The sequence below is a fragment of the Dactylosporangium sp. NPDC049742 genome (assembly GCF_040674675.1).
GTDB classification, from domain to species: domain Bacteria; phylum Actinomycetota; class Actinomycetes; order Mycobacteriales; family Micromonosporaceae; genus Dactylosporangium; species Dactylosporangium maewongense.
Window position 1 is genome coordinate 32648 of the sequence record NZ_JBFANF010000077.1, and the last position, 23389, is coordinate 56036.

At 72.3% G+C, this 23389-nt stretch carries 23 protein-coding genes; 12 read left to right on the forward strand and 11 right to left on the reverse strand.

The window, feature by feature from the left end; all coding sequences use genetic code 11:
- Positions 1-110 precede the first annotated feature (110 nt).
- Entirely contained in the window at positions 111-509 is a 399-nt protein-coding gene (locus AB0J72_RS51005) for a hypothetical protein (protein ID WP_363413843.1), read from the forward strand.
- 30 nt (positions 510-539) lie between these two features.
- Here AB0J72_RS51005 and AB0J72_RS51010 read toward each other — a convergent pair whose 3' ends face one another.
- From AB0J72_RS51010 to AB0J72_RS51030, 5 genes are all read right to left on the reverse strand, one after another.
- Positions 540-1322 carry an alpha/beta hydrolase gene (locus AB0J72_RS51010; protein ID WP_363413846.1) on the reverse strand — a complete coding sequence of 261 codons (783 nt, stop codon included), beginning with the start codon at positions 1320-1322 and terminating at the stop codon, positions 540-542.
- Between the two features lie 73 nt (positions 1323-1395).
- Positions 1396-2556, reverse strand: a complete 1161-nt coding sequence (locus AB0J72_RS51015) for a DUF1996 domain-containing protein (protein ID WP_363413849.1) — start codon at positions 2554-2556, stop codon at positions 1396-1398.
- A gap of 106 nt (positions 2557-2662) precedes the next feature.
- Positions 2663-3184 carry a hypothetical protein gene (locus tag AB0J72_RS51020; protein ID WP_363413852.1) on the reverse strand — a complete coding sequence of 174 codons (522 nt, stop codon included), beginning with the start codon at positions 3182-3184 and terminating at the stop codon, positions 2663-2665.
- On the reverse strand, positions 3171-4652 hold the full coding sequence (locus AB0J72_RS51025) for a hypothetical protein (RefSeq protein WP_363413855.1): 1482 nt from the start codon (positions 4650-4652) through the stop codon (positions 3171-3173). The genes AB0J72_RS51020 and AB0J72_RS51025 overlap by 14 nt, the downstream gene beginning before the upstream one ends.
- A 9-nt stretch (positions 4653-4661) precedes the next feature.
- Complete coding sequence (locus tag AB0J72_RS51030; RefSeq protein ID WP_363413858.1) at positions 4662-4832, reverse strand: hypothetical protein; 171 nt, start codon at positions 4830-4832, stop codon at positions 4662-4664.
- Between the two features lie 42 nt (positions 4833-4874).
- Between AB0J72_RS51030 and AB0J72_RS51035 the strand changes: the two genes are divergently transcribed.
- From AB0J72_RS51035 to AB0J72_RS51050, 4 genes are all read left to right on the forward strand, one after another.
- Positions 4875-5321: a GNAT family N-acetyltransferase gene (locus AB0J72_RS51035; RefSeq protein WP_363413861.1), complete on the forward strand. Its 447-nt coding sequence runs from the start codon at positions 4875-4877 to the stop codon at positions 5319-5321.
- A gap of 4 nt (positions 5322-5325) precedes the next feature.
- Positions 5326-5718: a hypothetical protein gene (locus tag AB0J72_RS51040; protein WP_363413864.1), complete on the forward strand. Its 393-nt coding sequence runs from the start codon at positions 5326-5328 to the stop codon at positions 5716-5718.
- Positions 5719-5808: 90 nt separating this feature from the next.
- Complete coding sequence (locus AB0J72_RS51045; RefSeq protein ID WP_363413867.1) at positions 5809-6600, forward strand: hypothetical protein; 792 nt, start codon at positions 5809-5811, stop codon at positions 6598-6600.
- Positions 6601-6684: 84 nt separating this feature from the next.
- The gene (locus AB0J72_RS51050; protein WP_363413869.1) at positions 6685-7194 is read left to right on the forward strand and encodes a hypothetical protein; all 510 of its coding nucleotides are present in this window, start codon (positions 6685-6687) and stop codon (positions 7192-7194) included.
- 101 nt (positions 7195-7295) lie between these two features.
- Here AB0J72_RS51050 and AB0J72_RS51055 read toward each other — a convergent pair whose 3' ends face one another.
- Complete coding sequence (locus AB0J72_RS51055; RefSeq protein ID WP_363413872.1) at positions 7296-8282, reverse strand: zinc-dependent alcohol dehydrogenase family protein; 987 nt, start codon at positions 8280-8282, stop codon at positions 7296-7298.
- A 187-nt stretch (positions 8283-8469) separates the two neighbouring features.
- On the opposite strand from AB0J72_RS51055, the gene AB0J72_RS51060 reads away from it, so the two are divergent.
- Positions 8470-8883 carry a GNAT family N-acetyltransferase gene (locus AB0J72_RS51060; protein WP_363413874.1) on the forward strand — a complete coding sequence of 138 codons (414 nt, stop codon included), beginning with the start codon at positions 8470-8472 and terminating at the stop codon, positions 8881-8883.
- A gap of 54 nt (positions 8884-8937) precedes the next feature.
- Here the strand turns inward: AB0J72_RS51060 and AB0J72_RS51065 are convergent, their stop codons facing one another.
- Both AB0J72_RS51065 and AB0J72_RS51070 read right to left on the reverse strand, forming a co-directional pair.
- On the reverse strand, positions 8938-9477 hold the full coding sequence (locus AB0J72_RS51065) for a hypothetical protein (protein WP_363413877.1): 540 nt from the start codon (positions 9475-9477) through the stop codon (positions 8938-8940).
- Positions 9478-9565: 88 nt separating this feature from the next.
- Entirely contained in the window at positions 9566-10078 is a 513-nt protein-coding gene (locus AB0J72_RS51070; protein ID WP_363413880.1) for a nucleoside monophosphate kinase, read from the reverse strand.
- A gap of 258 nt (positions 10079-10336) precedes the next feature.
- Here AB0J72_RS51070 and AB0J72_RS51075 point away from each other — a divergent pair, with 258 nt between their 5' ends.
- The 3 genes from AB0J72_RS51075 (at position 10337) to AB0J72_RS51085 (ending at position 12942) form a co-directional block, all read left to right on the forward strand.
- Positions 10337-11095 carry an SDR family oxidoreductase gene (locus AB0J72_RS51075; RefSeq protein ID WP_363413883.1) on the forward strand — a complete coding sequence of 253 codons (759 nt, stop codon included), beginning with the start codon at positions 10337-10339 and terminating at the stop codon, positions 11093-11095.
- 23 nt (positions 11096-11118) lie between these two features.
- On the forward strand, positions 11119-11508 hold the full coding sequence (locus tag AB0J72_RS51080) for a MerR family transcriptional regulator (protein ID WP_363413886.1): 390 nt from the start codon (positions 11119-11121) through the stop codon (positions 11506-11508).
- Positions 11509-11934: 426 nt separating this feature from the next.
- Complete coding sequence (locus AB0J72_RS51085) at positions 11935-12942, forward strand: multicopper oxidase domain-containing protein (RefSeq protein WP_363413889.1); 1008 nt, start codon at positions 11935-11937, stop codon at positions 12940-12942.
- 41 nt (positions 12943-12983) lie between these two features.
- On the opposite strand, the gene AB0J72_RS51090 is transcribed toward AB0J72_RS51085, so the two are convergent.
- The gene (locus AB0J72_RS51090; protein WP_363413892.1) at positions 12984-13970 is read right to left on the reverse strand and encodes an RNA-guided endonuclease TnpB family protein; all 987 of its coding nucleotides are present in this window, start codon (positions 13968-13970) and stop codon (positions 12984-12986) included.
- A 71-nt stretch (positions 13971-14041) separates the two neighbouring features.
- On the opposite strand from AB0J72_RS51090, the gene AB0J72_RS51095 reads away from it, so the two are divergent.
- The 3 genes from AB0J72_RS51095 to AB0J72_RS51105 are packed head-to-tail and all read left to right on the forward strand — an operon-like array spanning position 14042 to position 20393.
- On the forward strand, positions 14042-17977 hold the full coding sequence (locus AB0J72_RS51095; protein ID WP_363413895.1) for a ThuA domain-containing protein: 3936 nt from the start codon (positions 14042-14044) through the stop codon (positions 17975-17977).
- Between the two features lie 23 nt (positions 17978-18000).
- Positions 18001-19419 carry a plastocyanin/azurin family copper-binding protein gene (locus AB0J72_RS51100; RefSeq protein WP_363413897.1) on the forward strand — a complete coding sequence of 473 codons (1419 nt, stop codon included), beginning with the start codon at positions 18001-18003 and terminating at the stop codon, positions 19417-19419.
- An 11-nt stretch (positions 19420-19430) separates the two neighbouring features.
- Positions 19431-20393 (forward strand): hypothetical protein, encoded by a 963-nt coding sequence (locus tag AB0J72_RS51105; RefSeq protein ID WP_363413900.1) that lies wholly within the window; start codon positions 19431-19433, stop codon positions 20391-20393.
- Between the two features lie 42 nt (positions 20394-20435).
- On the opposite strand, the gene AB0J72_RS51110 is transcribed toward AB0J72_RS51105, so the two are convergent.
- Positions 20436-21149: a hypothetical protein gene (locus AB0J72_RS51110; RefSeq protein ID WP_363413903.1), complete on the reverse strand. Its 714-nt coding sequence runs from the start codon at positions 21147-21149 to the stop codon at positions 20436-20438.
- The coding region (locus tag AB0J72_RS51115) for a CHAT domain-containing protein (RefSeq protein ID WP_363413906.1) at positions 21146-23389 on the reverse strand (2244 nt) is incomplete at its 5' end. The genes AB0J72_RS51115 and AB0J72_RS51110, both read right to left, overlap by 4 nt.

A 23389-nucleotide genomic window follows, 5' to 3' on the forward strand; every position in this document is an offset into this window, starting at 1 on the left:
CGGGCCGTTACGCTTACGCCCGTCCGCATCTCCGGCTCGGCGGCCGGGGCGGGCTACCGGTGTGCGGCGCTCCGGGCCCTGCCCTGTCGCGCTCCCGTGAGGAACCCGCCGTGCCCACCACCGCCGACGTCGCGCCCGTCCGGTCGCGCGACGCCGTCTTCCGGCTCGTCGCCGTCGCCGTACTGATCGTCGCGGGCGTCGTCGCCTGGGTGCTGTTCCGCGGCGGTACCGGCGAGACACCACCCCAGGACCGGTCGATCACGGTCTCGATCACCGGCGGCCGGGTCGAGCCGCCCGTGGGCCGGGTCGAGGTGGGCAAGGGCAGCACGATCCGGCTCACCGTCACCTCCGACGTGCCCGACGAGCTGCACGTCCACGGCTACGACCGCAAGGCCGTGCTGGAGGCGGGCCGGCCGGCGACGCTGGAGTTCCGCGCCGACACGACCGGCATGTTCGAGGTCGAGACGCACTCCGGCCACCTGCTGCTGGTGCAGCTGGTGGTGCGCTGATCAGCCCTGGTCAGCCCCGTTCAGCCCTGGTCAGCCCTTGAAGAACGCCAGCATCGCGTCGTTGACGGCGTCGGGCTGCTCCAGGTAGCCGTAGTGGCCGGCGGCGGGGATCTCGGCGTACCGGGCGCCGGGGATCGAGCCGGCGAGCTCACGGCCGCGGGCCGCCGGCGCCATCACGTCGTCCGCGAACGACAGCACCAGCGTCGGCGTGTCGATCCGCCGGTACGCGCCGAGCCGGTCCGTGTCGAGCTCGACGTCGAGCTGCGGGCGCAGGCCGGCGTCGGTCACGTCGGCCGGCGACATCTCGAACAGGTCGAGCCAGTCCTGCACCGCCTGCTCGTCCTGCAGCGTGCTCGGCGACAGGTTCTGCACCGCGCGCGTCGTCGCGTCGTACACGCCGGGGAGGTGGACGCGCTCGTCGTACAGTGCGCGCTCGGCGGCGGCGAGCGCCCGGGACATCGCGTCGGCGCGGCCCCGGCTCGCCATCAGCACCGCCTGGGTGGCCAGGTCGGGCCGGGTCAGCAGCAGCTCCTGCACGACGTACGCGCCCATCGACGAGCCGACCAGCCGGCACGGCCCGCCGACGAGCCGCTCGATCAGGCCGGCCGTGTCGGCGACCAGGTCGTCGATGGTGAGCCCGGTCTTCGCCGGGTCGCTCGGCGACACGCCACGGTTGTCGAAGGTGATCGCCCGGTAGCCGGCGGCGACCAGCGCGGGCACCTGGTGCAGCCGCCACGTGCGGCCGCGCGCGGCGGTGCCGGCTACCAGCAACACGGCGTCGCCGCTGCCGGACTCCTCATAATGCAGCGTCACGGCACCGACGTTCACGAACGGCACGGCCATCCCCCCTGTGGAAAGTAAGGAGAGCCTAACCGATGCCGCCGCCCTACTGCTGGTAGCCGTTGTTGTCGCAGGTACGGCGCTGGAGGATGCAGTTCTTCGTGCGCTTGTTCATGGTCGCGGCGTCCCACATCACGAACGCGTCGCCGTGCATCGAGGAGGCGCTCCTGCCCTCCTTGTCGGAGGACAGGTAGTAGCCCTGCTGGGTGCCCTTCGCGCCGTACTGGATGTCGAAGGTGATCGCCGGGATCTTCACCGGGTGGCTGGCCGGGCAGGCGTTGCCCGAGCCGTGCTTGACGTGGTCCTTGTGGTTGGGGCTGTCCAGGTGCTTGCCGTCCCAGCAGTCCGGGAACTGCATCATGAAGTGCAGCGTGGCGTCGCCGCCGCAGATGGGCCAGTTGCCGTTGGTGCTGCGCGCGACGCCGTCGAGGTCGCCGGGGCCGTAGAAGGCGCAGTAGAACTGGCCCTGCGCCCCACGCGGCGTCGGCTGCCGCTTCGTCGCGTCGCCGCTGATCATCCGCAGCCCGTTCGGCATCGGCAGCTGACCGGCCGACGTGTTCATCAGCGACCGGTAGTAGACCCGGAAGCCGGTGGTCTCGACGGGTTTGTTCGTCGCGGCGTCGTACAGCGTGGGCACCCAGTACGCGGAGTGGTCCTGGACCGGCTTGCACGTCGTGGCCGTGAACTTCGTCAGGTCCTCGGGCGTCGTGTCGGCGGTGACGGCCTTGTTCCCGACGAACGAGTGCATGTGCGACGAGCCGGCGAGCCCGGGGAAGACGATCGGGTCGTCGGCGAGGGAGTGGCTGTACTGGCAGTCCGCCCGGAACTCCGGCAGGTTGCCCACCCCCGCCGGCACCGGGTCGGTCTTGAGCGCCTGGAACGCGTCGACCTGCGCCTTCCACGCCGCGGCGTCCACCGGGATCCAGCCCGTCGCGGGCGCCTTCGCGGTGGCGGACTTCGACGCCGCGGCGCTCGCGCTCGTGGCGGCCGAGGCGGACCCCGACGGCGCGGGCGCGGCGCCGATCACAGCGCCGGATTCCGCCGGTACCGGCGACGCGTCCGCAACCGAGGAAGGCTTCGCCGATCCGGGCGACGTGGCGAGGTAGACCGCAGCCGCGCCGGCCACGACGATCAGGCCCGCCGCCGCCATCACCACCTTGCTCCGGCCGAGCCGCCAGGGAACGCCGTGGTTCGACGCGTACGACAACGGATGACTCCCCACGAGCGCGGACGGTGCACGGCCGCCGTGATCGTAGGCGCCGTCGCCCCGTGCCCGACAGAGATCTAAAGCAACCTTAATCCACGACCCGAATTTAGCGGCCGTAGAACAGCTCGGCGGCAAGCTCGTCGACCGACGCGGTCGCGCCCACGGCCCGCAGGGCGGCCGCCACGGGGCCGGGGTCGCCGCCTCCGCTTTCGCCTTTGCCGAACGCCGGCAGTGCCAGGAGCAGGTTCACCGGGTCGGTGGGCAGCAGTCCCCACGGCAGGCCGGGCCCTGGGCTGTCGCCGCCGTCCTCGGCGGCGAGGCGGCGCGCGGCGGCCCCGATCTCGGCGTCGACCAGCCAGTCGAGGCCAGGATCGCCGGGAAAGTTGCGCACGATCAGGTGCAGGACCCCCCGGCCGATCGCGACGGTGAACACCGGCCACAGATCCGATCGCTCGAAGTCGTCGAGGAACGCCTCCAGGTCGGCCGGGTCCACCCCGAACGCCTCCGGTGCCGAGCCCGCGTGGCCGACGGCGAACAGGAACGCGGGCCAGAACAGCTCGTCCTCCAGCCAGGGCATGGCGTCGACCAGCGGCGCGTCCTGGCCGGGCAGGTAGTCAGGAAGCCGCATCGGTGGCGGCCCGGACGTCGTCGAGATGGATGCGGGCGGCCTGGGCGTAGGCCTCGTGGCGGAGCCAGCCGTAGGCGAGCGAGGGCAGGCCGGCGGCTGCGGCGCGGGCCGCGCGGGCCGGGTCGTGCTTGCCGGGCCGGCCGCAGTCCCACCCGATGCGCAGCCCTTCGAGCGGCCGTTCCACCGGTCGAGCGACCTCGGCCAGGAGGTCCTCGCCGGCGAAGCCGAGCCCGCGGATCCAGGCGACGCGTGCCGCGGTGACGGGCGCGCCGTACGCCCGGTCGATCCACGCCAGCTGGAACGCGGCGTGCGCCGACGGCTCGACCAGCAGGACGCCGGCGTACGCGTCGAACGCGCCGCCCAGCGTGGTCTCGATCCGCCCGCGCAGGAACGCGTCGTCGGCGTCCTCGATCCGCCGCACGGCCCCTTCGGCGTTGGTCAGTGCCGCCCCTCGTTCGCCGAAGGCCGCGAAGGCCGCGATCGTCGCGTTCCGCTCCGACACGCTGAGGTGCTCCTCGTGCAGCATCGGCAGCAGGTGTACCAGCAGCGTCTCGTCTCCGAGCGCGCCGATCGCCTGCGGTACCGCGGCGCCGAACCGCGGACTGGGCCACCGCTGCCTCGGCTCGTCGACGCACAACCGCAGGAACTCCCGCAGCGGCCCGGGATCCGTCGTCAGCCCCGCCGCCCGCCGCCGCACGACGAGCGCCGCGAGCGCTTCGGCCGCGCCGGGCCGCTCCACGAGCCTGGGCACGAGCCGCTCGCTCGCGGGGTGCGCGGCGACCCGGTCCACGATCCCGGGCGCGAGGGGCCCGCCGTGCCGCAGCGCCTCGATCAGGTCCTCGGTGACGGGGTCGACCATCGCCAGGATCTCCGCCACCGCCCGGCGCACCAGCGGGTTCCGTTCTTTGTCGCGCATGGTGTCGCGCAGCAGGCGCGCGAGGCGCGGCGGGCGGTCGTGCACCAGCCGGTCCCGCAGCCGCCGCTGCCCGAGGAACCGGACGACGTCCTCGTCGCGCTCCTCCCGGACGAACCGCTCGACGTGCCCGACGATCGCGTCGCCCGGCAGCCGCAGATACCGGTCGGTCAGGTGCTCCATCGTCGCCGGCAGCAGGTGTACGCCCAGCGCCCGCACCCGTTCCGGCGCCATCGCGTCCAGCGCAACCACCGCCGGCCACAGCGGCTCCCGGCGCGCCTCGATGTGCTCGACGAGGGCGGCCACCGCCGCGCCCCCGGCCGGCGGCCCCACCCACTGCAGGCCGATGAGCGCCCAGTACCGCAGATCGCTGTCCCCGTGCAACGCCTCCAGCAGCAACGGCACCGCCGCCACCCCCGCCCCGTCGACGAGCTCCCGCAGCTTCACGTCAGGCTCATGCGGCGCCGGCGTGAAGTCGCTGTCCCAGTGCCGCTGCCCCCACAGCTCGTCCCGGAACGCGTCGAACAACCGCCGCGCCTCCGCCTCCCCGCCCACGCCCCCAACCTACGCGCCCGCCGCCGCGACCGCCTTCACCAGGCCCTCGCTAACCCCGACGCCGCCGCCCTGCCCGCTCTGCTGGCGGCCGCCCGCCCGCACCTGGACCCCACCCTGGCCGGCCAGATCGAGCAGGTCACCGCCAGCGCCGACGCCGTCCTGCGCCGCATCCAACACCACCGCGGACCCGGCGGCCGGACCGTCCGTCGTTAGAGTGCTGCTATGGACGTCGCCGTCGAGCGCATCGCCGCCGCCACCGAAGAGACGGTCGAGGCATTCGCCCGCCTGCTGCCCCAGCTGTCCGCCTCCGCCACGCCACTGGACGCCGCGGCCCTCGACGCACTCATCATCTGGCCGGGCAACCACATCCTGGCCGCCTGCGTCGAAGGCAGGATCGTCGGCGTGCTGACGCTCGTCACGTTCCCCGTCCCGACCGGCCTGCGCGCCAGGATCGAGGACGTCGTCGTCGACGAGTCCGCCCGAGGCCACGGCGCCGGCGCCGCACTCATCCGCGAAGCCCTGCGCCTCGCCGAGTCCGAAGGCGCCCGCAGCGTCGACCTGACATCCCGCCCCGACCGCGTCTCCGCGATCCGCCTGTACGAACGACTCGGCTTCACCCGCCGCGCCTCCAACACCTTCCGCTACACCGGAGCCCCACAGCTATCGTGACGCGATGGACAAGGCCCAGGTCCCCATCGCCGGCAACGACCCGCTCCGCGACGGGATGAATTTGTCCGTCCGCCTCCGCTACGACTTCACCGTGACCGACGCCGCCCGCCTCCTTGCCGCCGCCCGCCGGCTCCACCTCGACCTGCACCCAGAAGCGACACCCGAGGAGGCGGCCGCCATCGTCACCTGCGCCGCCGACGCCATCTTCACCGTGCTGGAGCACGCCGGCCTCGGTGAGACCCTCGAAGCCCGCCTCACCGGCTTTGCCGCCGACGGCCTGGAAACCGGCGGCTTCCGCGCCCAGGCCGTCATCGACGAACCCGACCCCTTGCCGGCCGGCTGGGACTGCTTCCGCACCGGCGACGTCTTCGCCCTCCCACCCTCCTCGACCCTCTGACCACAGGTTCCTGCCACGCCCCCAGGTGCGTCGCTTGCGTGAGGCGCTTGCCGGCCCTCGGGACTGTCGCCCTACGTGCAGAATGCGGGTGTGACTGCGCCGAATCTCACCGATCCGCCGGTTCCTGGTGCGTTGCCGCGTTGGCTGGAGCGGTTGATGGGCGCGAAGGAAGCGGCGGCGTTCGGGGACCAGGAAGCGTTGCGCTGGTTCGTGCAGGGCATGATCGAATTGGAACCGTCGGGGCACGTGCAGCTGATCTGCCAGCTGCTCGACTTCAATCGTCCGCAGGCGGGATGGAAGCACCTGGACCGGCACGTGCGGCAGCGGTTCGCGTGGCATGCGGCGGCGATGGATGTGGTCGGTGGCCGGCTGGTTGACGGGAGTGCGGGGCCGGTGAGTTGGGTGCTGGCCGGGATGCACCCGGATGGCCGTGTCCGGCAGCGTGCGATCGACGCCATGTGCGCCGGTCCCCTCGCGGTGACGGGGCCGGCGGACGGTCTTGCCTCCGGCGTCGGGGCTTCGGATCACCTGGCCACCAAGGGCTGGGTGTCCATGTGGGACTTCCTGGAGCCGGACACCCACACCGGTCCGTTGACGATCCTGATGCCGGTGATCATGCTTCGCTCAGCCGACTGGGTCGACGAGGTTCGTGCTGCCGCCCTGGCAGCGCTGCGGGTGCGAGTGCTGGCCGACGCGCGCTTCTTGCCGACCGCGGTGTGGAGCCTGCCGCTCGTTGCCGGACGCACCCGCGGACGCCAAGCGGTCGCGGTCCTGCGTGAAGCGTTCGCGGTCGCTCCCGCAAACCTGCGCGATACTCTGGTCCGAGCGGTGGACCCGGCAATCGGACGGACATCGGCGGCGCTGTGCCGGGACCTCGGGTGACGCCACGATGACAACCACCTCGCGATCATCTGGCGTGCCCGGAATTCGGATGTGTCGCCGGCCAGCCGTGGGCAGAATCGGATCATGTTCCGCTTCGGTATCCAGGGCTACCGGCCGCGCTGGCGCAACGGACGTGACAGCATCGTCACGGCGCACGGTGCGCGCCTTGCCGGACTCGGCGGGCTCACGCTCCGGCACGTCTGGCTGGTCTGGGACCTCGACGACGACGAGTGGTTCGCCGACGCGCCTGTGCTCCTGGACTTCGGTGCCGAGCAGGTCGAGATCGACCATCAGAAGTTCGACGACCTGTCCATCACCTGGAACACCATCGACCCGCACCAGGCGATCGAAGACCCCGGCTTCCGCCTCGCCTGGCGGGCAGAACCCCTGCCGCCGTTGACGGAGCTGCCCGGCCGGACGCTCGATCACGTCGAGCTCCTCGAATGGACCGGCGGTGACATGGCCGACGGCAGCGTCGCTGTCGGGTTGGATCTCGGTCAGACCTGGTTGGTCGTCTACAACGCGCTCGACGAGAACGGGCTCGAACACCATCCTCCAGGGCCGAGCTACCGGCGCCACCGCCTCGGGCCGTAGCCGGTGGACTCGCGCGCTGCGGGCTGGGACGGCCGTGCAGTAGCAAGGGCGCCACCAACGAGCTGGACGGCTGACCGCAGGCGGTTCACCTCCGAGGCACTTCAGGCGAACGTGAACAGGACCTTTCCGCTGCGTCCCGGTGCCATCGCGTGTTCGATCGCCTCGTGGTACTCGTCCAGGCGGTAGGTCGCGTCGACCGGGACGGTCAGGTCGCCGTCGGCGACGAGGTCGTTGAGTGCCCGGTAGGTCTGCTCGATCTCGGTGCGTGGAGCGTGCCGCAGCCAGTTGAGCAGCCAGAACCCGGTGTGCGTCACCTCGTTGAAGATGAGGTCGTGGGCGCGGACGGTTGGGGGCGCGTCGGTCGCGTAGGCGTAGCTGACGATCGTGCCGCCGAACCTCAGCGCCGCGGCGAGGTCGGCGACGGTTCGTCCGGCCGTGGCGTCCAGGGCGAGACCGAGCTCCGCGCCGTCCAGTGCGTCCGCGATCTGCGCGGGCAGGTCGTCCCCGGCGACGATCACCCGGTCGCCGCCGGCGTCACGCACGGTTTCGGCGGCGGCGTCGCGCCGCACGATGTTGAGCGTCTTGAAGCCCCGCAGCCGAGCGAGGGCGATGACGCACAGCCCGACAGCGGAGTTGGCGGCGTTGAGGCCGACCCAGTCGCCGGGAGCCAGCGTGGCAAACTTGTGCAGCAGCAGGTACGCGGTCGCCGGGTTGATCGGCAGCATGGCGAGTTGCAGCGGGTCGCCGTCCTCCCGGATCGGCACGACGTTGCGGTACCCCGTGGTCACCTGGTCCGCCCAGGTGCCCTGCTCGTAGTTGGGCAGAATGACCACCTTCCGCCCAACCAGGTGCTGGCCCGCGCCCCCGCCGGCGTCGATCACCCGACCCACTCCCTCGCCGCCCAGCGGGCTCGGCAGCGACGGCCGCATCCCGTAGTCACCACGGACGAGCAGCAGGTCGGACGGATTGACCGGTGCGGCCTCCATCTCGACCAGGACGTCGTCGGTCCCCAGTGCCGGGTGGGCCGTGCGCTCCAGCGACACGGACCGGCGCGGATCGCCGTACGACGTGACAAGCAACTGCGACATGAGACCCCCAGGCCAGCTGCGCGCTACCTCGACGGCATGCCCCGCCAAGACAACGGCATGCCGCGAAAGCGGGTGATCCGCGCCTTCCATGAGTTGCCGACTCTTCGCAGGACGTTCGGTCAGCGGCAATTGCCGGAGCAGCTGACCAACGGACTCATCATGATTACGGCGTGGCCTCAGATCTGGTGTGGAACGACGTCCGGCGGGCTCGGCGTTCCCGGAACTTCGGGTCTGGCCGTCCGCTTATCTGCTGGACGCCGCGGCCCTCGAGGCGCTCCTCGCCTGGCCGGGCAACCGCATCCTCGCCGCCCGCGTCGGCGGCAGGGTGGTCGGCGTGCTGACGCTCGCCATGTTCCCCGTCCCGACCGGCCTGCGCGCCAGGATCGAGGACGTCGTCGTCGACGGGTCCGCCCGGGGCCACGGCGCCGGCGCCGCGCTCATGCGGGAGGCCCTGCGCCTCGCCGAGTCCGAAGGCGCCCGCAGCGTCGACCTGACGTCCCGCCCCGACCGTGTCTCCGCGATCCGCCTGTACGAGCGGCTTGGCTTTATCCGCCGCGCCTCCAACACGTTCCGTTACACCGGAGCACCGCAACGTTCGTGACGTGACGCGCCGGCGGCGCCCACGCAGCATCGCAGGGTCGCCGCGGCTTGCCGTTCACGCCGTCGGACGGTGACCGAAGCCGGCCATCGGCACGCCGACCGCGAGCTCGTACGCCAACACGTCGGCAACGCTCACCCACCGCCCGTCGGCGAGGCTCCGGCACGACGGCCACATGATCGACCGCAGGCGAGGATGCTCGACGGCGCGGAGCGACGCACCCGACTCCAGCGCCACCCCTTGCTCGTCGCACCATGCGACGACGGCGGTCCAGAATCGGTCCACCGTCTCCCAGCACTCCACCGTCCGCACCCCGCGCAACGGGAGCAGCTCCTCCGTGGTGAGCAGCCCGTCCGTACCGTGCGAGGCGGCGTTCTGGACGAACTCGACGAAGTCCACCGCGACCCGCGACGCCTCGCCACCCTCGCCGAGCAGCTCCTCGACGACCGCGAGCGTCGGTGCCATCCGCCCGCTGCCGCGTCGCAGCACGTCCATGACGACGTCCTGCACCGCGATGTCGCCACCCGCGGTGGGCAACCGCGCGGCGGCCATGAGCCGCCCGACGGGAGTCGACGGCTGCCGCTTGAAGAACTTCACGATGCACCACCTCCGCCAACCGCACCGCTCGGCCGTCGCCGTCCAGGCCGCATGATCATGCCAGTCCTGTCCGTCCGTGCCAACCAGGTCATCCGGGTCCGGCGAGGACGGCGAGCAGCCTGGATGCGACATCCTCGTGGCCGCCGAAGCCGGCGGCGCCGCGATACGTGCCGCGAGCGCGGAAGTGGGACCGCACCGGCTCCATCTGTGCCTCGTAGGCCGGAAGGACCCGGAGGGTGTTCTCGCGCCGATACTCCGCGAGCCAGAAGTCCGGCCTGTTCACGTCGTCGGCGGTCATGACGAGCTCGATGAACGCCTGCGGTTCGCACCCGCGCCGGGCCAGCGCGTCGGCCTGGTCCACCGTTCTCGGGTGGCCGTACAACAGCCAGTCGTCACCCGACTCCGGCAAGGCGGCACAGACGACGTCCGTCAGCAGATCCGTGGGGACCGCCGCGCCGGCGTGGACGTACCCGGCCATCCGCAGTCCTTCCGGCGTCGCCCGCTGCACATGGTCGCGAAACAGGTCGCCGGCGTTGACGACCCTCAGGCCCAGCCCCTCACCCAACGCGCAGGCATCGACGATGACACCAGGTCCGGGCACTACGGCGATCCTCCGCATCGCCGGTCAGCGGACGTCGACGGGTTGCAGGCCGATCCTGACCAGGGTCGCGAACCTGCCGTTCAGGTAGGTGCGCTCGTCGATCACCTCGACGGCGACGTGCGCTGCGTCGGTCTGCTCCACGAGCGGCAGTATCGCACTCGTCTGGTGCCCGCGGAGTCCGCACGAGCGGGCACCGGGCGCCGCTCGCCGTAGCGGCGTTGACCTTGCCGTAGGCGGCAGGGTTGCACGATGACGGCCATGGACACCACCGCATCGCAGAGCGCCAGGGTCGTCGCCGTCACCGGGGCCGGCACCGGCATCGGGCGGGCCGCCGCCCGCGCCTTCGCCGTCGAGGGCGCCCACGTGGTGGCGATCGGCCGGCAAAGCGAAGCGCTCAGGCAGACCGCCGCCGGGCACGGCCGGATCACACCGCTGCCCGCCGACATCACCGCCGAGGACGGGCCCGAGCGGATCGCCCGGTCGGTGACGGAGCTGTTCGGCCGGCTCGACGTGCTGGTCAACAACGCCGGCATCGTCCACGGCGGCGTCCTCGGCAGGTTGACCCCGAAGCAGATCGCGGCGCAGGTCGCCACCAACCTCGTCGCGCCGATCCTGGTGACCCAGGCCGCACTGCCGCTGCTGGAGGCCTCCGGCGGGGTGGTGGTCAACGTCAGCACGTCGGTGGGGCAGCGGGCCTGGCCCGGCAACTCGGTGTACGCCGCGACCAAGGCCGCCCTGGAGCTCCTGACCCGCAGCTGGGCGGTCGAGCTGGCACCCCGCGGGGTCCGGGTGGTGGCGGTCGCCCCCGGCGCGATCGACACCCCCATCGGCGAGCACCAGGGCCTGACGCCCGAGCGGATGGCCGCAGTCCGGGAATGGCAACTGGCACACACCCCGCTGGGCCGCATCGGCCGCCCGGAGGAGGTGGCCTGGGCGATCACCCAACTGGCCGCACCGGCCGCCTCGTTCGTCACCGGCGTGGTGCTCCCGGTCGACGGCGGAGCGGTCGTGGCGTGATAAGAGTGGCCACGGAGGTGGGGATGGTGCGGATCGGTGAGCTGGCCGAAGCGACCGGGACGACCGCTCGTGCGCTGCGGCACTACGAGCAGGCCGGACTGATCTCCTCCGAGCGCGCCTCCAACGGTTACCGCGTGTACGACGAACGGGCCGCGGTGCGGGTCCGCAACATCCGCTATCTGCTGGCCGCCGGGCTCACCCTGGACGACGTGCGCGTGTTCCTGCCATGCCTGGACGGCGATGTCGCCGCCGCGCCGCCCTCGCCCACGGGCCTGCGCGTCGCGCACGACCGGTTGGCGATCCTCAACGAGCGGATCGCCGCCCAGACCGACGCCCGCGACCGGCTGGCGGCCGCACTCCGGAACGTGGCTGTCGCCGGCGACCTGAAGTGGCCGATCGGCGGCCAGCAGTAAGATTGGCGAGCGCGCCGGGCAAAGGCGGATGGGAAAGTCCGTTACCAGCACCTGCTGCTGACTACCGCAAGGTATGAGCCGGTTCGAGTCCGGTAGCCCGGCGCGCCCGACCTGCCGCCCGGATTCCGCGCAGGTGTCGACCGGGTTGCCGGGGTTCGCCGGCTGCTGGCTAAGACAAGATTTTACATATCCAGGTGTCCGGTTCGTGCACTACAGTGACTTCTGTTCATAGAGTGCCTTCTTTATAGATGCAAGTCTTTACTTTTGCTCGCCCCGTACATAAGTTGGCAGCGAATCGACAGAAGTCGATTGGTGGCTCGTGACGGGGATGCCGGGGTGGCGGTTGACCGTGCCCGGTGTGCGCACACCCCCTCGCGAGAGAGCGGAGGGGGATGGATGTTCCGTCGAGGTACGTCGCGCAGATCGATGCTGGTGGGGGGTGCTCTGGCGGCGTCGGCGGCCGGGCTCGGCACCGCGCTGACGCCCGCGCTCGCCCGTTCCCCGCAGCAGGGCTTACCCGCGCTGGCCGTGGGGGCGACCCGCAAGGTGACGATCTACGCCGAGGCGCTGCCGGGCAACCTGTACGGCTACGGGCTCGCCCCCGGACAAGCCACCGTCCCGGGGCCGACGCTGGAGATGTACGAGGGCGACACGCTCGAGGTCACCCTGGTCAACACGACGAACCAGCGGCTGTCGATCCACCCGCACGGCGTCGACTACAGCACCGAGTCCGACGGCAGCCCACTGCACGCGTCGTTCAACAACCCCGGCGAGACCAGGACCTACACCTGGCGCTCGCACGAGATGACGGCCGCGGCGGGGCGGCGGTTCATGCCCGGCAGCGCCGGCTACTGGCACTACCACGACCACGCGATGGGCACCGACCACGGCACCGGCGGCGTGGCGCGCGGGCTGTACGGCGCGCTGACCGTCCGCCGGCGCGGCGACATCCTGCCCGACAAGCAGTTCACCGTCGTGTTCAACGACATGCAGATCAACAACCGGGTGGCGCCGGACACGCCGATGTTCGAGGCGAACCTCGGGCAGCGGGTCGAGTGGACCGCCATCGGCCACGGCAGCCTTTTCCACACGTTCCACCTGCACGCCCACCGGTGGGCGGACAACCGGACCGGGATGCTCGAGGGCCCCGCCGACCCGAGCCTCGTCATCGACAACAAGGACCTCAACCCGGGCAGCTCGTTCGGGTTCCAGGTGCTCGCCGGGGAGGGCGTCGGGCCGGGCGCGTGGATGTACCACTGCCACGTCCAGGCCCACTCCGACACCGGCATGGCCGGCCTGTTCCTGGTGCGCAACGCCGACGGCAGCATGCCGCCCGGCGCCCAGGAGGCCATCGACCGCTTCCACGGCCACGCGCACGACCCCGCCGCCACCACCGCAACCGTCCAGCCGCACGTCCACACCCACGGCGGCTGACAATCCACCGACGAAGGAGCCTGTTGACATCCTCCCCGTGCCTACAGGCAGGGGATTCCAGCGGTCGCCCGTTGGGTTTCCTGCTTCATCGACGACTGCCCCATCGGGACGTTCGTCCGTTGGGGTCTTACACCGCCTCCACAGGCGATCACGGAGAGCCCCTCCGCGAGAATGTTGCGGGCCGCGTTGATGTCCCGGTCGTGGGCTGTGCCGCACCGGCATGTCCAGGACCTGACGTTCAGCGGCATCCGCTCAGCGTGCGCACCGCACGTCGAGCACAGTTTGGACGACGGGAACCATCGGTCCACGGCGACCAGGGTTCGGCCGTACCAGTCGGATTTGTATTCGAGCATGGTGCGGAACTGCCGCCAGGCTGCGTCGCTGATGGCGCGGGCCAGGCTGTGGTTTCGGAGCATGTTGCGGACGGTCAGGTCCTCGATCACGATCGTTTGGTTCTCACGAACGAGCCGAGTGCTCAGTTTGTGCAGGTGGTCGCGTCTGCGGTCGGTGATCCGGGCGTGGACGCGGGCGACTTTCAGCCGTGCCTTGGCCCGGTTCGCGGAGTCCCTCTCCTTGCGGGCGAGCGCACGCTGGGCGCGGGCGAGCGCGGCCCGGTCCCGGCGTTCGTGATTCGGGTTGGTGATCTTCTCACCGGTGGACAGGGTGAGCAGGCTGTCCAGCCCGGCGTCGACACCGACCGCACCCGTGGCCAGGGACACCTCGTTGAGGAACGACAGCTCCTCAGTCTTCTTCCATCCGGTGAGCAGCGCACTGGTGGCGTTGTAGTTGACCCGCCCCTGCCGCAGCGTCCACGCCTCGGTCCGCGCCTGCAACGCCATGTTGTACACCAGCCGGACACAGCCGAACGTCCGGGCAAGCTCGGAAGCCTGCTCGGTACCCGGATAGAAGCGGTACTTGAACGCCCGCTTCACAGTCCTGGACAAGCCTCGCAAGCTAGCACGCCAAACAGGGAACGTTTCGGCGGCGCGCGGATAGGCGCCGATCCGCCTTGGTGGCGGATCGGCCAATTCTGCGCTGCTCCGCAGGGGTTCAGTTTCCTCCCCACGGCTCAAGCCGGGGGCTTCCACGGAGGTTTCCGATGAGGTTCACCCAATGGCGGCGCATGGTTGCCGCCACCGTCGCGCTGACCCTTCTGAACAGTGCCCAACCGACCTTCACAGCCGAAGCCGCGGCCGCACCGCCCGCGGCGGCCGCCGAACAGCCGAAGGTCCTGCTGTTCCACGGCCCCGCCACCGAGCAGCTGGACCCGGTGGCCCGCGCCGCCGACGAGATCACCGAGGTAGGGGCCGACAGCGGCATCGAGGTGACCGAATCTGAGAACCCCGCCGTCTTCACCGCGGACAACCTCGCCAAGTACCGCGGCGTCGTCTTCCTCTCCGCCGCCGGCGCGGTGCTCAGCCGCGACCAGGAGACCGCGCTGCAGGCCTACGTCAAGGCCGGCAACGGATTCCTCGGCATCGGCGACGCCGCCAAGGCCCAGCCGGACTCGACCTGGTTCACCGGGCTCATCGGCAGCCGCCCGGTCGGCGCGATCCCCAACGCGCTGCCGGTCAGCGCCGTGACCGCCAGCGCCGAGAACCCGCCGAACGAGACGAAGGAGAAGCTCGCCGACGGCAACTCCGGCACCAAGTGGCTGACGTTCGCCACGACCGGCTGGGTCGCGTACCAGCTGAGCACCCCGGCGGCCGTGAACGGCTACGCGCTCACGTCGGCCAACGACTTCCCCGGCCGCGACCCGAAGGACTGGACCCTGCAGGGCTCCACCGACGGGCAGACCTGGGTCGACCTCGACCGGCGGACCGGGCAGACGTTCGCCGAGCGGTTCCAGACCCGCCGGTTCGACATCACCAACACCACGGTGTACCCGCGGTACCGGCTGAACATCACCGCCAACAGCGGCGAGCCGCTCATCCAGCTCGCCGACCTGCGGCTGTTCGCCGGTGATGCCGAGCCGCCCGCGCCGCCGGTCGTGCAGGCCGGCGTGGTGGACGTGCTGGACCGGCAGCACCCGGCGACCGCGTCGCTGCCGCTGAAGCTGACCCGCTCCGACCGCTGGTACAACTGGGACCCGAACCCGGTCGGCACCGTGCACACCGTCGCGCAGGTCGAGGAGTGGAAGCACGTCGCCGGCGCCGGCGCCAACGGCCCGTTCCACCCGGTGTCGTGGTGCCGCGACTACGACGGCGGCCGGTCCTTCTACACCGGCATGGGCCACACCGAGGGCAGCTACGCCGAGCGGGACTTCCGCGCCCACCTCGGCGGCGCGCTGCGCTGGACCACCGGCGTCGAGCGCGGCGACTGCCAGGCGACGATCGCCGCCAACTACCGCGTCGAGCGGCTCACCGCCGCGAACCAGACCGGGCAGCTGGACCAGATCGGCGAGGCGCACGGCCTGACCGTGGCCCCGGACGGGTCGATCTTCTACGTCGGCAAGGCCGCCTGCCCGAGCGGGCCGATCGTCGACTGGGCCAACCCCGACGTCGGTCTCGGCTGCGGCACCATCCACCGGTACGACCCGGCGGCGAAGACCGTGAAGCTGCTGACCACCCTGCCGGTCATGGGCAACCGGGGCAGCGGCTCGGAGCTGGTGAAGAACGAGGAGGGGCTGCTCGGCGTCGTCGCCGACCCCGGCTTCGCGCAGAACGGCTGGCTGTACGTGTACTGGATGCCGCACGCCTCCATCAACCGGGAGACCAGGATCGGGCAGCGGACGATCTCGCGGTTCACCTACGACAAGGCCGCGCAGAGCATCGACCAGGCCACCCGCAAGGACCTCATCCAGTGGCCGGTGCAGATCCACAGCTGCTGCCACGCCGGCGGCGGGATGGCGTTCGACGAGGCCGGCAACCTGTACGTCGGCTCCGGCGACAGCAACTCCTCCGAGGGCTCCAGCGGCTACTCCGGCAACAACTGGACCGCCGAGTTCGCGGGCACGTCGTTCCAGGACGCGCGGCGCACCGCCGGCAACACCAACGACCTCAACGGCAAGATCCTGCGCATCCACCCGGAGCCCGGCGGCACGTACACGGTCCCGGCCGGGAACCTGTTCCCGCCCGGCACCGACAAGACCCGCCCCGAGATCTATGTGATGGGCGTGCGCAACATCGCCCGGCTGCAGTGGGACCCGGTCCGCAACTGGCTCACCGCCGCGTGGGTCGGCCCGGACGCGGCGTCGCCGAGCCCGACGCTCGGCCCGGCCAAGTACGAGACGGCGACCGTCATCACCGAGGCGGGCAACCACGGCTGGCCGTACTGCATGGGCAACCGGCAGCCGTACCGCGACCGCAGCGACACCGACGCGACCGTCCTCACCGGCTGGTACGACTGCGCCCACCCGCGCAACACCTCGCCCCGCAACACGGGCCTGGTCGACCTGCCGCCGGTGAAGAACAACATGATCTGGTACTCACCGGACGGCGGCGGCCCGGTCTTCCCGCCGCGCGCCGACGGCAGCGGCGTGCCGACGTACGTCGCGGCCGACGCCACCTACACGCAGCCCTACCTGCGCGGCGGCGGGCAGGCGGTCATGTCCGGCCCCAGCTACCACCGTGAGCTGGTGAACCAGAACAGCGGCGTCGCGTGGCCGGCGTACTGGGACGGCAAGTGGTTCATCGGCGACGAGTCCAACGCCAGCAACCGGATCGCGGTCACCGTCGACCCGGCCGGGGTGGCCGCGGCGGCGCCGCCGGTCTTCGCCGAGTCGCTGCGCGCCATCATCCCGTCGGGCAGCGGCGACAACCGGCTGCAGAGCTGGATGGACGCGAAGTTCGGCGCGGACGGCGCCCTGTACATGCTCGACTACGGCGGCGGCTTCTTCAGCCTGCACCCCAACCAGAAGCTGATTCGGGTGGCGTACCAGGGCGGCCCGGCGACCCCGGTGCCGGCGGCGAGCGCGGTGGCGGTGCACAACAAGCCGCTCACCTACGCGTTCAACGGCCTGCGCTCCGGCGGCGTCTCGTGGCGCTGGGACTTCGGCGACGGCGGCACGTCCACCGAGGCGAACCCGCGGCACACGTATGCGAAGGTCGGCTCGTACACCGCGAAACTCACCGTCACGTACGCCGGCGGGGCGACGGTCGAGGTGCGCACCACCGTCGACGTCGACTGCGCCGTGCCGGACAGCGGCGCCACGGTCCGCCTCGGCGACTCCGACACCGGCGTCGCCAACCGCACCGCCGGCGGGCACTGCACCGTCGACGATCTCATCGACGACGAGAGCACCTGGGCCGACCACGACGGCTTCGTGCGGCACGTCTCCGCGGTCGCCGACCGCCTGGTGGCCGCCGGGGTGCTCAACGGGCGGGAGGCGGGGACGCTCACCCGTACCGCGGCCGCCGGACCGATCGGACGGACCGGCCACACCGGCTATGACGCGATCTTCGACGGCACCCCGGAGTCGCTGCGCGGATGGGTGCAGGCGCCGTCGGGGCAGTTCGTGCTCCAGGCCGACGGGACGCTGCGCACCGACGGCGGGCTCGGGATGCTCTGGTACGGCGCCCGCGAATTCGGGGACTTCTCCTTCAAGCTCCAGTTCCGGGACATGGCACCGGGGACGGCCCGCGCCAACAGCGGCGTCTTCGCCCGGTTCCCCGACCCGCGGACACCCCTGGAGCAGCGGCCGGCGGGCAGCTGCGGGACCGTCGGCTCGGCCCGCACGTCCCAGGCCTGGGTCGCCATCTACTGCGGGCACGAGATCCAGCTGTACGACGGCGACACCGGCGAACCACAGAAGACCGGCTCCATCTACAACTTCGACCCGGTGCCGACGACCGGGGGCGCGACCGCGAAAGGTGTGTGGAACGAATATGAGGTCCGCGTCGTGGGGCAGCACTACACGATCGCGCGCAACGGCGTGGTGATCAACGAGTTCGACAACACGCCCGGCAAGCAGTCCTCCCGGGCAGGCGACCCGTCCACGGATCTGCGGCAGTTCACCAGCGGCTTCCTCGGCCTGCAGAACCACGGCACGAGCGACGTCATGGAGTTCCGCAACCTGCGGGTGAGGTCGCTGTGAAGCTGCGCCGTGTTCTTCTGAGCGTGCTCGTGGTGCTGTTGCCGATGCTCGTGGTCGTCCCTTCGCCCGCGCGGGCCGCCGACCAGGTCCTCACCTGGACGACCGACGGGGAGATCACCCGGTACAAGACGGCGCCCACCGAGGCCGTGGCCGGGCCGGCGACGATCGTGTTCGAGAACAGCGCGGCGACCGGCAACACCACCGGGATGCCGCACACGCTCACCTTCGACACCTCGACGGAGGGGTACAACCACGACGTCAGCGTCAACATCCTCGCCAACCCGTTCGACGCCAGCAACGGCCGGCACGAGGTCGCCGTGACGCTGACGCCCGGCCGGTACCGCTACTTCTGCTCCATCCCCGGGCACAGCCTGATGGTCGGCGAGCTGGTGGTCACCGGCGGCGGCGGTGGGGACACCACCCCGCCGACGGTCACCGCGACCGTCACCGGCACCTTCGCCAAGACGGTCACGGTCACCGCGACCGACAGCGGCTCAGGGGTGGCGTCGGTCGAGTACCAGCTCGACGACACGAGCTTCCAGCCGTACACCGCGCCGGTGGTGGTGACCGCGGTCGGCGACCACTCGGTGCAGTACCGCGCCACGGACGTCGCCGGCAACACGTCGGCGACCGGGTCGGTGTCGTTCAGCGTCACCGAACCCGGGCCGGTGGACACCACACCGCCGACCGTGACCGCCGTGGTCGCCGGCGACGGCACCAGGTCCGCGACCGTGACGGTCACCGCCACCGACAGCGGATCCGGGGTCGCCACCGTGGAGACCCAGCTGGACGGCGGTGCCTGGGTGCCGTACACGGCACCGGTGACCGTCACCGCCCCGGGCGCGCACATGCTGCACCACCGGGCCACGGACGTGGCCGGGAACCGCTCGCCGGAGGGCATGGTGATGTTCACCGTCACCGAGCCGCCGGTGGAGGACACCACGCCGCCGGTCGCGACCGCGACGGTGACCGGGACCAGCCCGGCGACCGTCACGATCACCGCGACCGACAGCCAGTCGGGGGTGCGCTCGATCGAATACGCCCTCGACGGTGGGGTCTGGACGGCGTACAGCGCTCCTGTCGTCGTCAGCGCCGCCGGTACGCACAGCGTCGCCTACCAGGCCACCGACCAGGCGTCGAACGTCTCCGCCCCGCAGACCGTGACGTTCACCGTCGTGCCGCCCGGCACCGACGCCTGCCCCAACTCCGACGACCGGCCGACGGTCGTCATCGGCGGGGTCGACTCCGGGGTCGCCAACGTCGACACCGGCGACGGCTGCACCGTCAACGACCTGATCGCCGAGCACGCTGGCTACCCCTCGCACGCCGCCTTCGTCCGGCACGTCGACGCCGTCACCGCGCCCCTGGTGACCAGCGGCGTGCTCACCCGCCGGGACCAGGGCGCGATCGTGCGCGCCGCCTCCCGTTCTTCCGTCTCATGAGGAGCCGTTCCATGCGTCGTTCTGTCACCACGGTCGCCGCCTTGTCGCTCGTCGCGGTGTTCGCCACCCCCGCGGCGCAGGCGAACGCGGGCCTGATCACGTACTGCGTCGGCACCGGCGGCGCCGTGACCGTGCCCAACGACCTCTACGTCCCGGCGGGGGAGTCCTGCTCCCTGGAGGGCACGACGATCACCGGCAACGTCCAGGTGGCGTCCGGCGCCAACCTGGTCGTCTCCGGCGGCACGATCAGCGGCGAGGTCCGGATCGCCGCCGACGGCTACCTGGACGCCACCGGCACCAGCATCGGCGGCCAGGTCGTGCTCGCCGCCGGCGGGTTCGGCGTGTACCTGCGCCAGGGCAGCAGCGGCACGGTGACGGTGCGCCCGAAGGGCACCGCCACCGTCGAGGGCTTCCTGTTCGTGGAGGGCACGAAGGTCAACGGCAGCGTCAGCGTCAACGTCGGCGAGGCCCGCCTCGACCAGCTGACCGAGGTCACCGGCAACGTCAGCAGCAGCGGCGCGTACTACACCGACGTGCACGACTCGTTCGTCGACGGCACCCTGTCGGTGCTGAACAACTCGACCGGCAGCGTCGTGTGCGGCAGCGCGGTGAAGGGCAAGGCGACGTTCGCCGGCAACCTCGGCGGCGTCCAGCTCGGCCCGAACGGCACCCTCGACGGCTGCGCGTCCGGCGGGTACTGGGGCCGCGACGTCAGCATCACCAACACGACCGGCGGGGTGTCCCTCGAGGACAACATCATCAGCGGCCAGCTCCAGCTCGGCGGCAACACCCCGGCGGCGCGGGTCGGCGCCGACAACCGCATCCGCGGCGGGGTGACCGGCGAGCAGTCCCAGGCCGCAGCCCGCGCCTCGCTCGTCGCCGCCGACCGCGTGTCAGTGGGTGAGACCCGCGCGACGACCCGCCGCACCGGCGCCGTCGGCGAGGCGGTCGCATCGGGCCCCGCCGACCTCTGACGCGCCACCGGGAAGGGCCGCGGGCGTCGTGCTCGCGGCCCTTCAGCCGAAGGCGACGCTCGCCGCCGCCGGCACGTCGGTGACGGCGGCGGTGTATCGGAACACCTTCAGGCGGCGGCCGCGGATCGTCGCGCCGATCTGGATCGAGGCGGTGCCGCGGGCGCCGGCGGCGATGTCGGCGACCAGGCAGAGGGTGTGCACGCCGCGGATCTGCAGGGCGTCGGTGCGGTAGAACACCCAGCGCGGGTCGCTGGTGCCCTCGTTGAGCGCCTCCAGGGTGACGTCCTGGCGGGTGTAGGTGACCTGGCGCTCGGTGCCGCCGCCCGCGCCCGCCTCGAGATTGGCGCCGGGGACGCCGAGCTTCAGGGTCGGGCTCAGCGTCACCTTCCGGCTGACCGGGACCGGCTCCGCGGCCGTGCGCGGCCGCATCGACCAGGCGACCGGCGGCTCGCCCGCGGCGCCACCGTCGCGGCGGAGGCTGACGTCCACCCAGGCCGACTCGAAGGGCTCGCCGTCGTCGTGGGTGAAGCTGGTCGTGATGGTGAGCAGATGGAAGGTGGATCCGGTGCGGGCCCGCAGGAACGGCCGGGTCTGCTCGTCGACGGTGTCGACGGTGAGCGGCAGGACGACGGGCAGGCCGACGGCGAGCCGGCCGGTCCGCGGCGCGGGCGGGTCGCCGGGGCCGAGCACGGGTCGCTCGTGCGGGTCCAGGCGGACGGCGTGCAGCGGCGCCTCGGGCAGTTCCACGATGGTCATACGTCGTCCTCACGCCCGGTCATCGGGTGATGTCCTCCGGTCAGGTAGAAGGCGCCCCAGTCCCGGTACTCCGGGTGGTGCCGCCGCGTCGCCAGCTGGGCGGTGCGGAACGCGTCCGCGACGGCGGCGCCGCCGTGCAGCGCGCCGTAGAGCGCGGTGAAGAACGTCGTGCTCGCGTCCGCCGCGACCACCCACAGCGTGCCGATGACCGCGTGCGCGCCGGCCGTCAGCAGCGCCGCCGACAGTCCCCGCAGGTTGTCGCCGGGGTCGATGCGCCCGAGCGACGTCTCGCAGGCGCCGAGCGTGACCAGCTCCAGCCCGCGCAGGTCGAGGGGCACGATGTGGTGGGCGAGCAGCCGCCCGTCGCCGCCGTCCGCGGCCGACAGGAACACGGTCTGGAACATGGGCGCGTCGGCGTCGTGCCGGCCGTGCGCCCGCAGGTGCACCCAGCGGCGCTCCCGCAGCGCGGCGAGCACCGCCGCCGGGGTCGCGGCGGCGTCGAGGACGGGGTCGACGCCGAGGATCGCCCCGATCGCGTGCCCCTCGGCCGCCGACGAGGTCAGGGTCGGCAGCGCCGGCTGGTCCTCGTAGCCGAGGGCGAACACGGCCGCCCCGTCGCGGCGCGGCCCGGTGTCCGCGACGTGGAGCAGCTGGGCGAGGTTGGCCAGATAGCTCACGGTGAACCGGTCGGCCAGCGGCTCCCCGGCGGCGCCGGCCAGGTGCAGCGGCGCGAAGTGCAGCGCGCCGTGCGGGTTGACGAGCAGCCGGGTGATCCCCGCGTCGCGCAGCTCGCCGGCGGCGTCGCGCACGGCCCGCAGCGCCCAGGCGTCGAGCTGTGCGAGCTGCTCGGCACCGTCGCGGCTGACCGGGCGCGGGGCGGGCTCCTCCTGGACGGCCCGGCGGACGGCGTCGACCTGAAACCCGAGGTGCGGCACGTGGACGCGTTGCCGGCCGTCGTGGCCGAGGGCGATGACCGGATCGGCGAGGTGCGGCGCGTCGCCGACGGTGATGCTCAGGTGGCACCGGTCGCGGGTGAGCAGCAGCCCGTACATGGCGGACCGCCCGTCGTGGGCGCCGTCGTAGAGCACCAGCAGCGCCGTCCGCGCGTCGAGGGCGGCGGCGACGTCGCCCAGCGCCGGGTCCGGGTCGGGGGAGCCGTGCGGGGTGATCGCGGCGAGGATCTGCCGCTCGGCCGCCCGCCGCAGGTTGGCCAGCGCGCCCGCGGGGTGGTCCGTCGCCGAGGTCTCGTAGTCGCTCGTGTACGCCGTCAGCGTCAGCCCGGCGTCGATGTGCTGCTCCGGCGCGGTGGCGGGCAGCAGCGCGGCCCGGGCGACCTCCTCGGCGAGCAGGGCCCGCAGCGGCGGGTCGGGCGTCCAGCCGGTCGTGCTGCCGGTCAGCTGCGCGGCCGTCCGCCGACCCTTGGCCGCCAGCAGCAGACGCAGCACCACCTCGGCGTCGAACCCGTCGCGCGTCGCGGCCGGCAGCAGGAGCCCGATGAGGCGCTGGATCGCGGCCGGTCCGGCCTTGGGCGCGGCCAGCTCCACACGCAGCGCTCCCGCCGCGCACCACCTCGCGACGGCGGGCAGGTCCACCGGGTGGCCGGCGCGGACCAGGTCGGCGGCGCAGGTGACGGCCCGCAGGACCTCGCCGGCCACGGGCACGGCGGCCGCGGCGTCGGCGGCGGCCAGGAACCGCAGGACGGCCGCCGGGGGGTCGCCGTCGCGTTCGTGGGCGAGCCCCTGACCGAGCAGCAGCTGCCCCTCGACGAAGCCGTACGCCTCCGCGCGGGCGGCCATCGCCGATGGGGCCACCGCCCGCAGCGCGGCCAGGGCGCGCAGCCCCGTGGTGTCCTCGTCGTGCCGCACCGCGGCGACGGCCAGCAGCGTCAGCGCGGCGGGCGACGAGTCCGCCAGCATCTGCTCCCGCGCTTCCCGCAGCCGCTCCGGCGAGTCGAGCACCGTCCACAGCGCCGGTGCCGTGCCGGCCCGTGCCAGCAGGGCGAGGGACCTGATGTAGTGGGCGGTCCGGCGGCCCTCGTCCTCCCAGGCGACGGCCAGGTCCCGCTGCCGGTCGAGCAGCCGCAGCGCGCGGGCCGGGTCGGTCCGCTCCAGCACGGCGGAGGCCGCGGTGGCGGCGTCCCAGGCGTGGACGGGCCGGACCGTGAACGCGTCCCAGCCGGTCTCGAGCCGGTCGACCAGGTCCGCGACCGCCGGGTCCACCGCACCGGTCGCGCGGGCGGG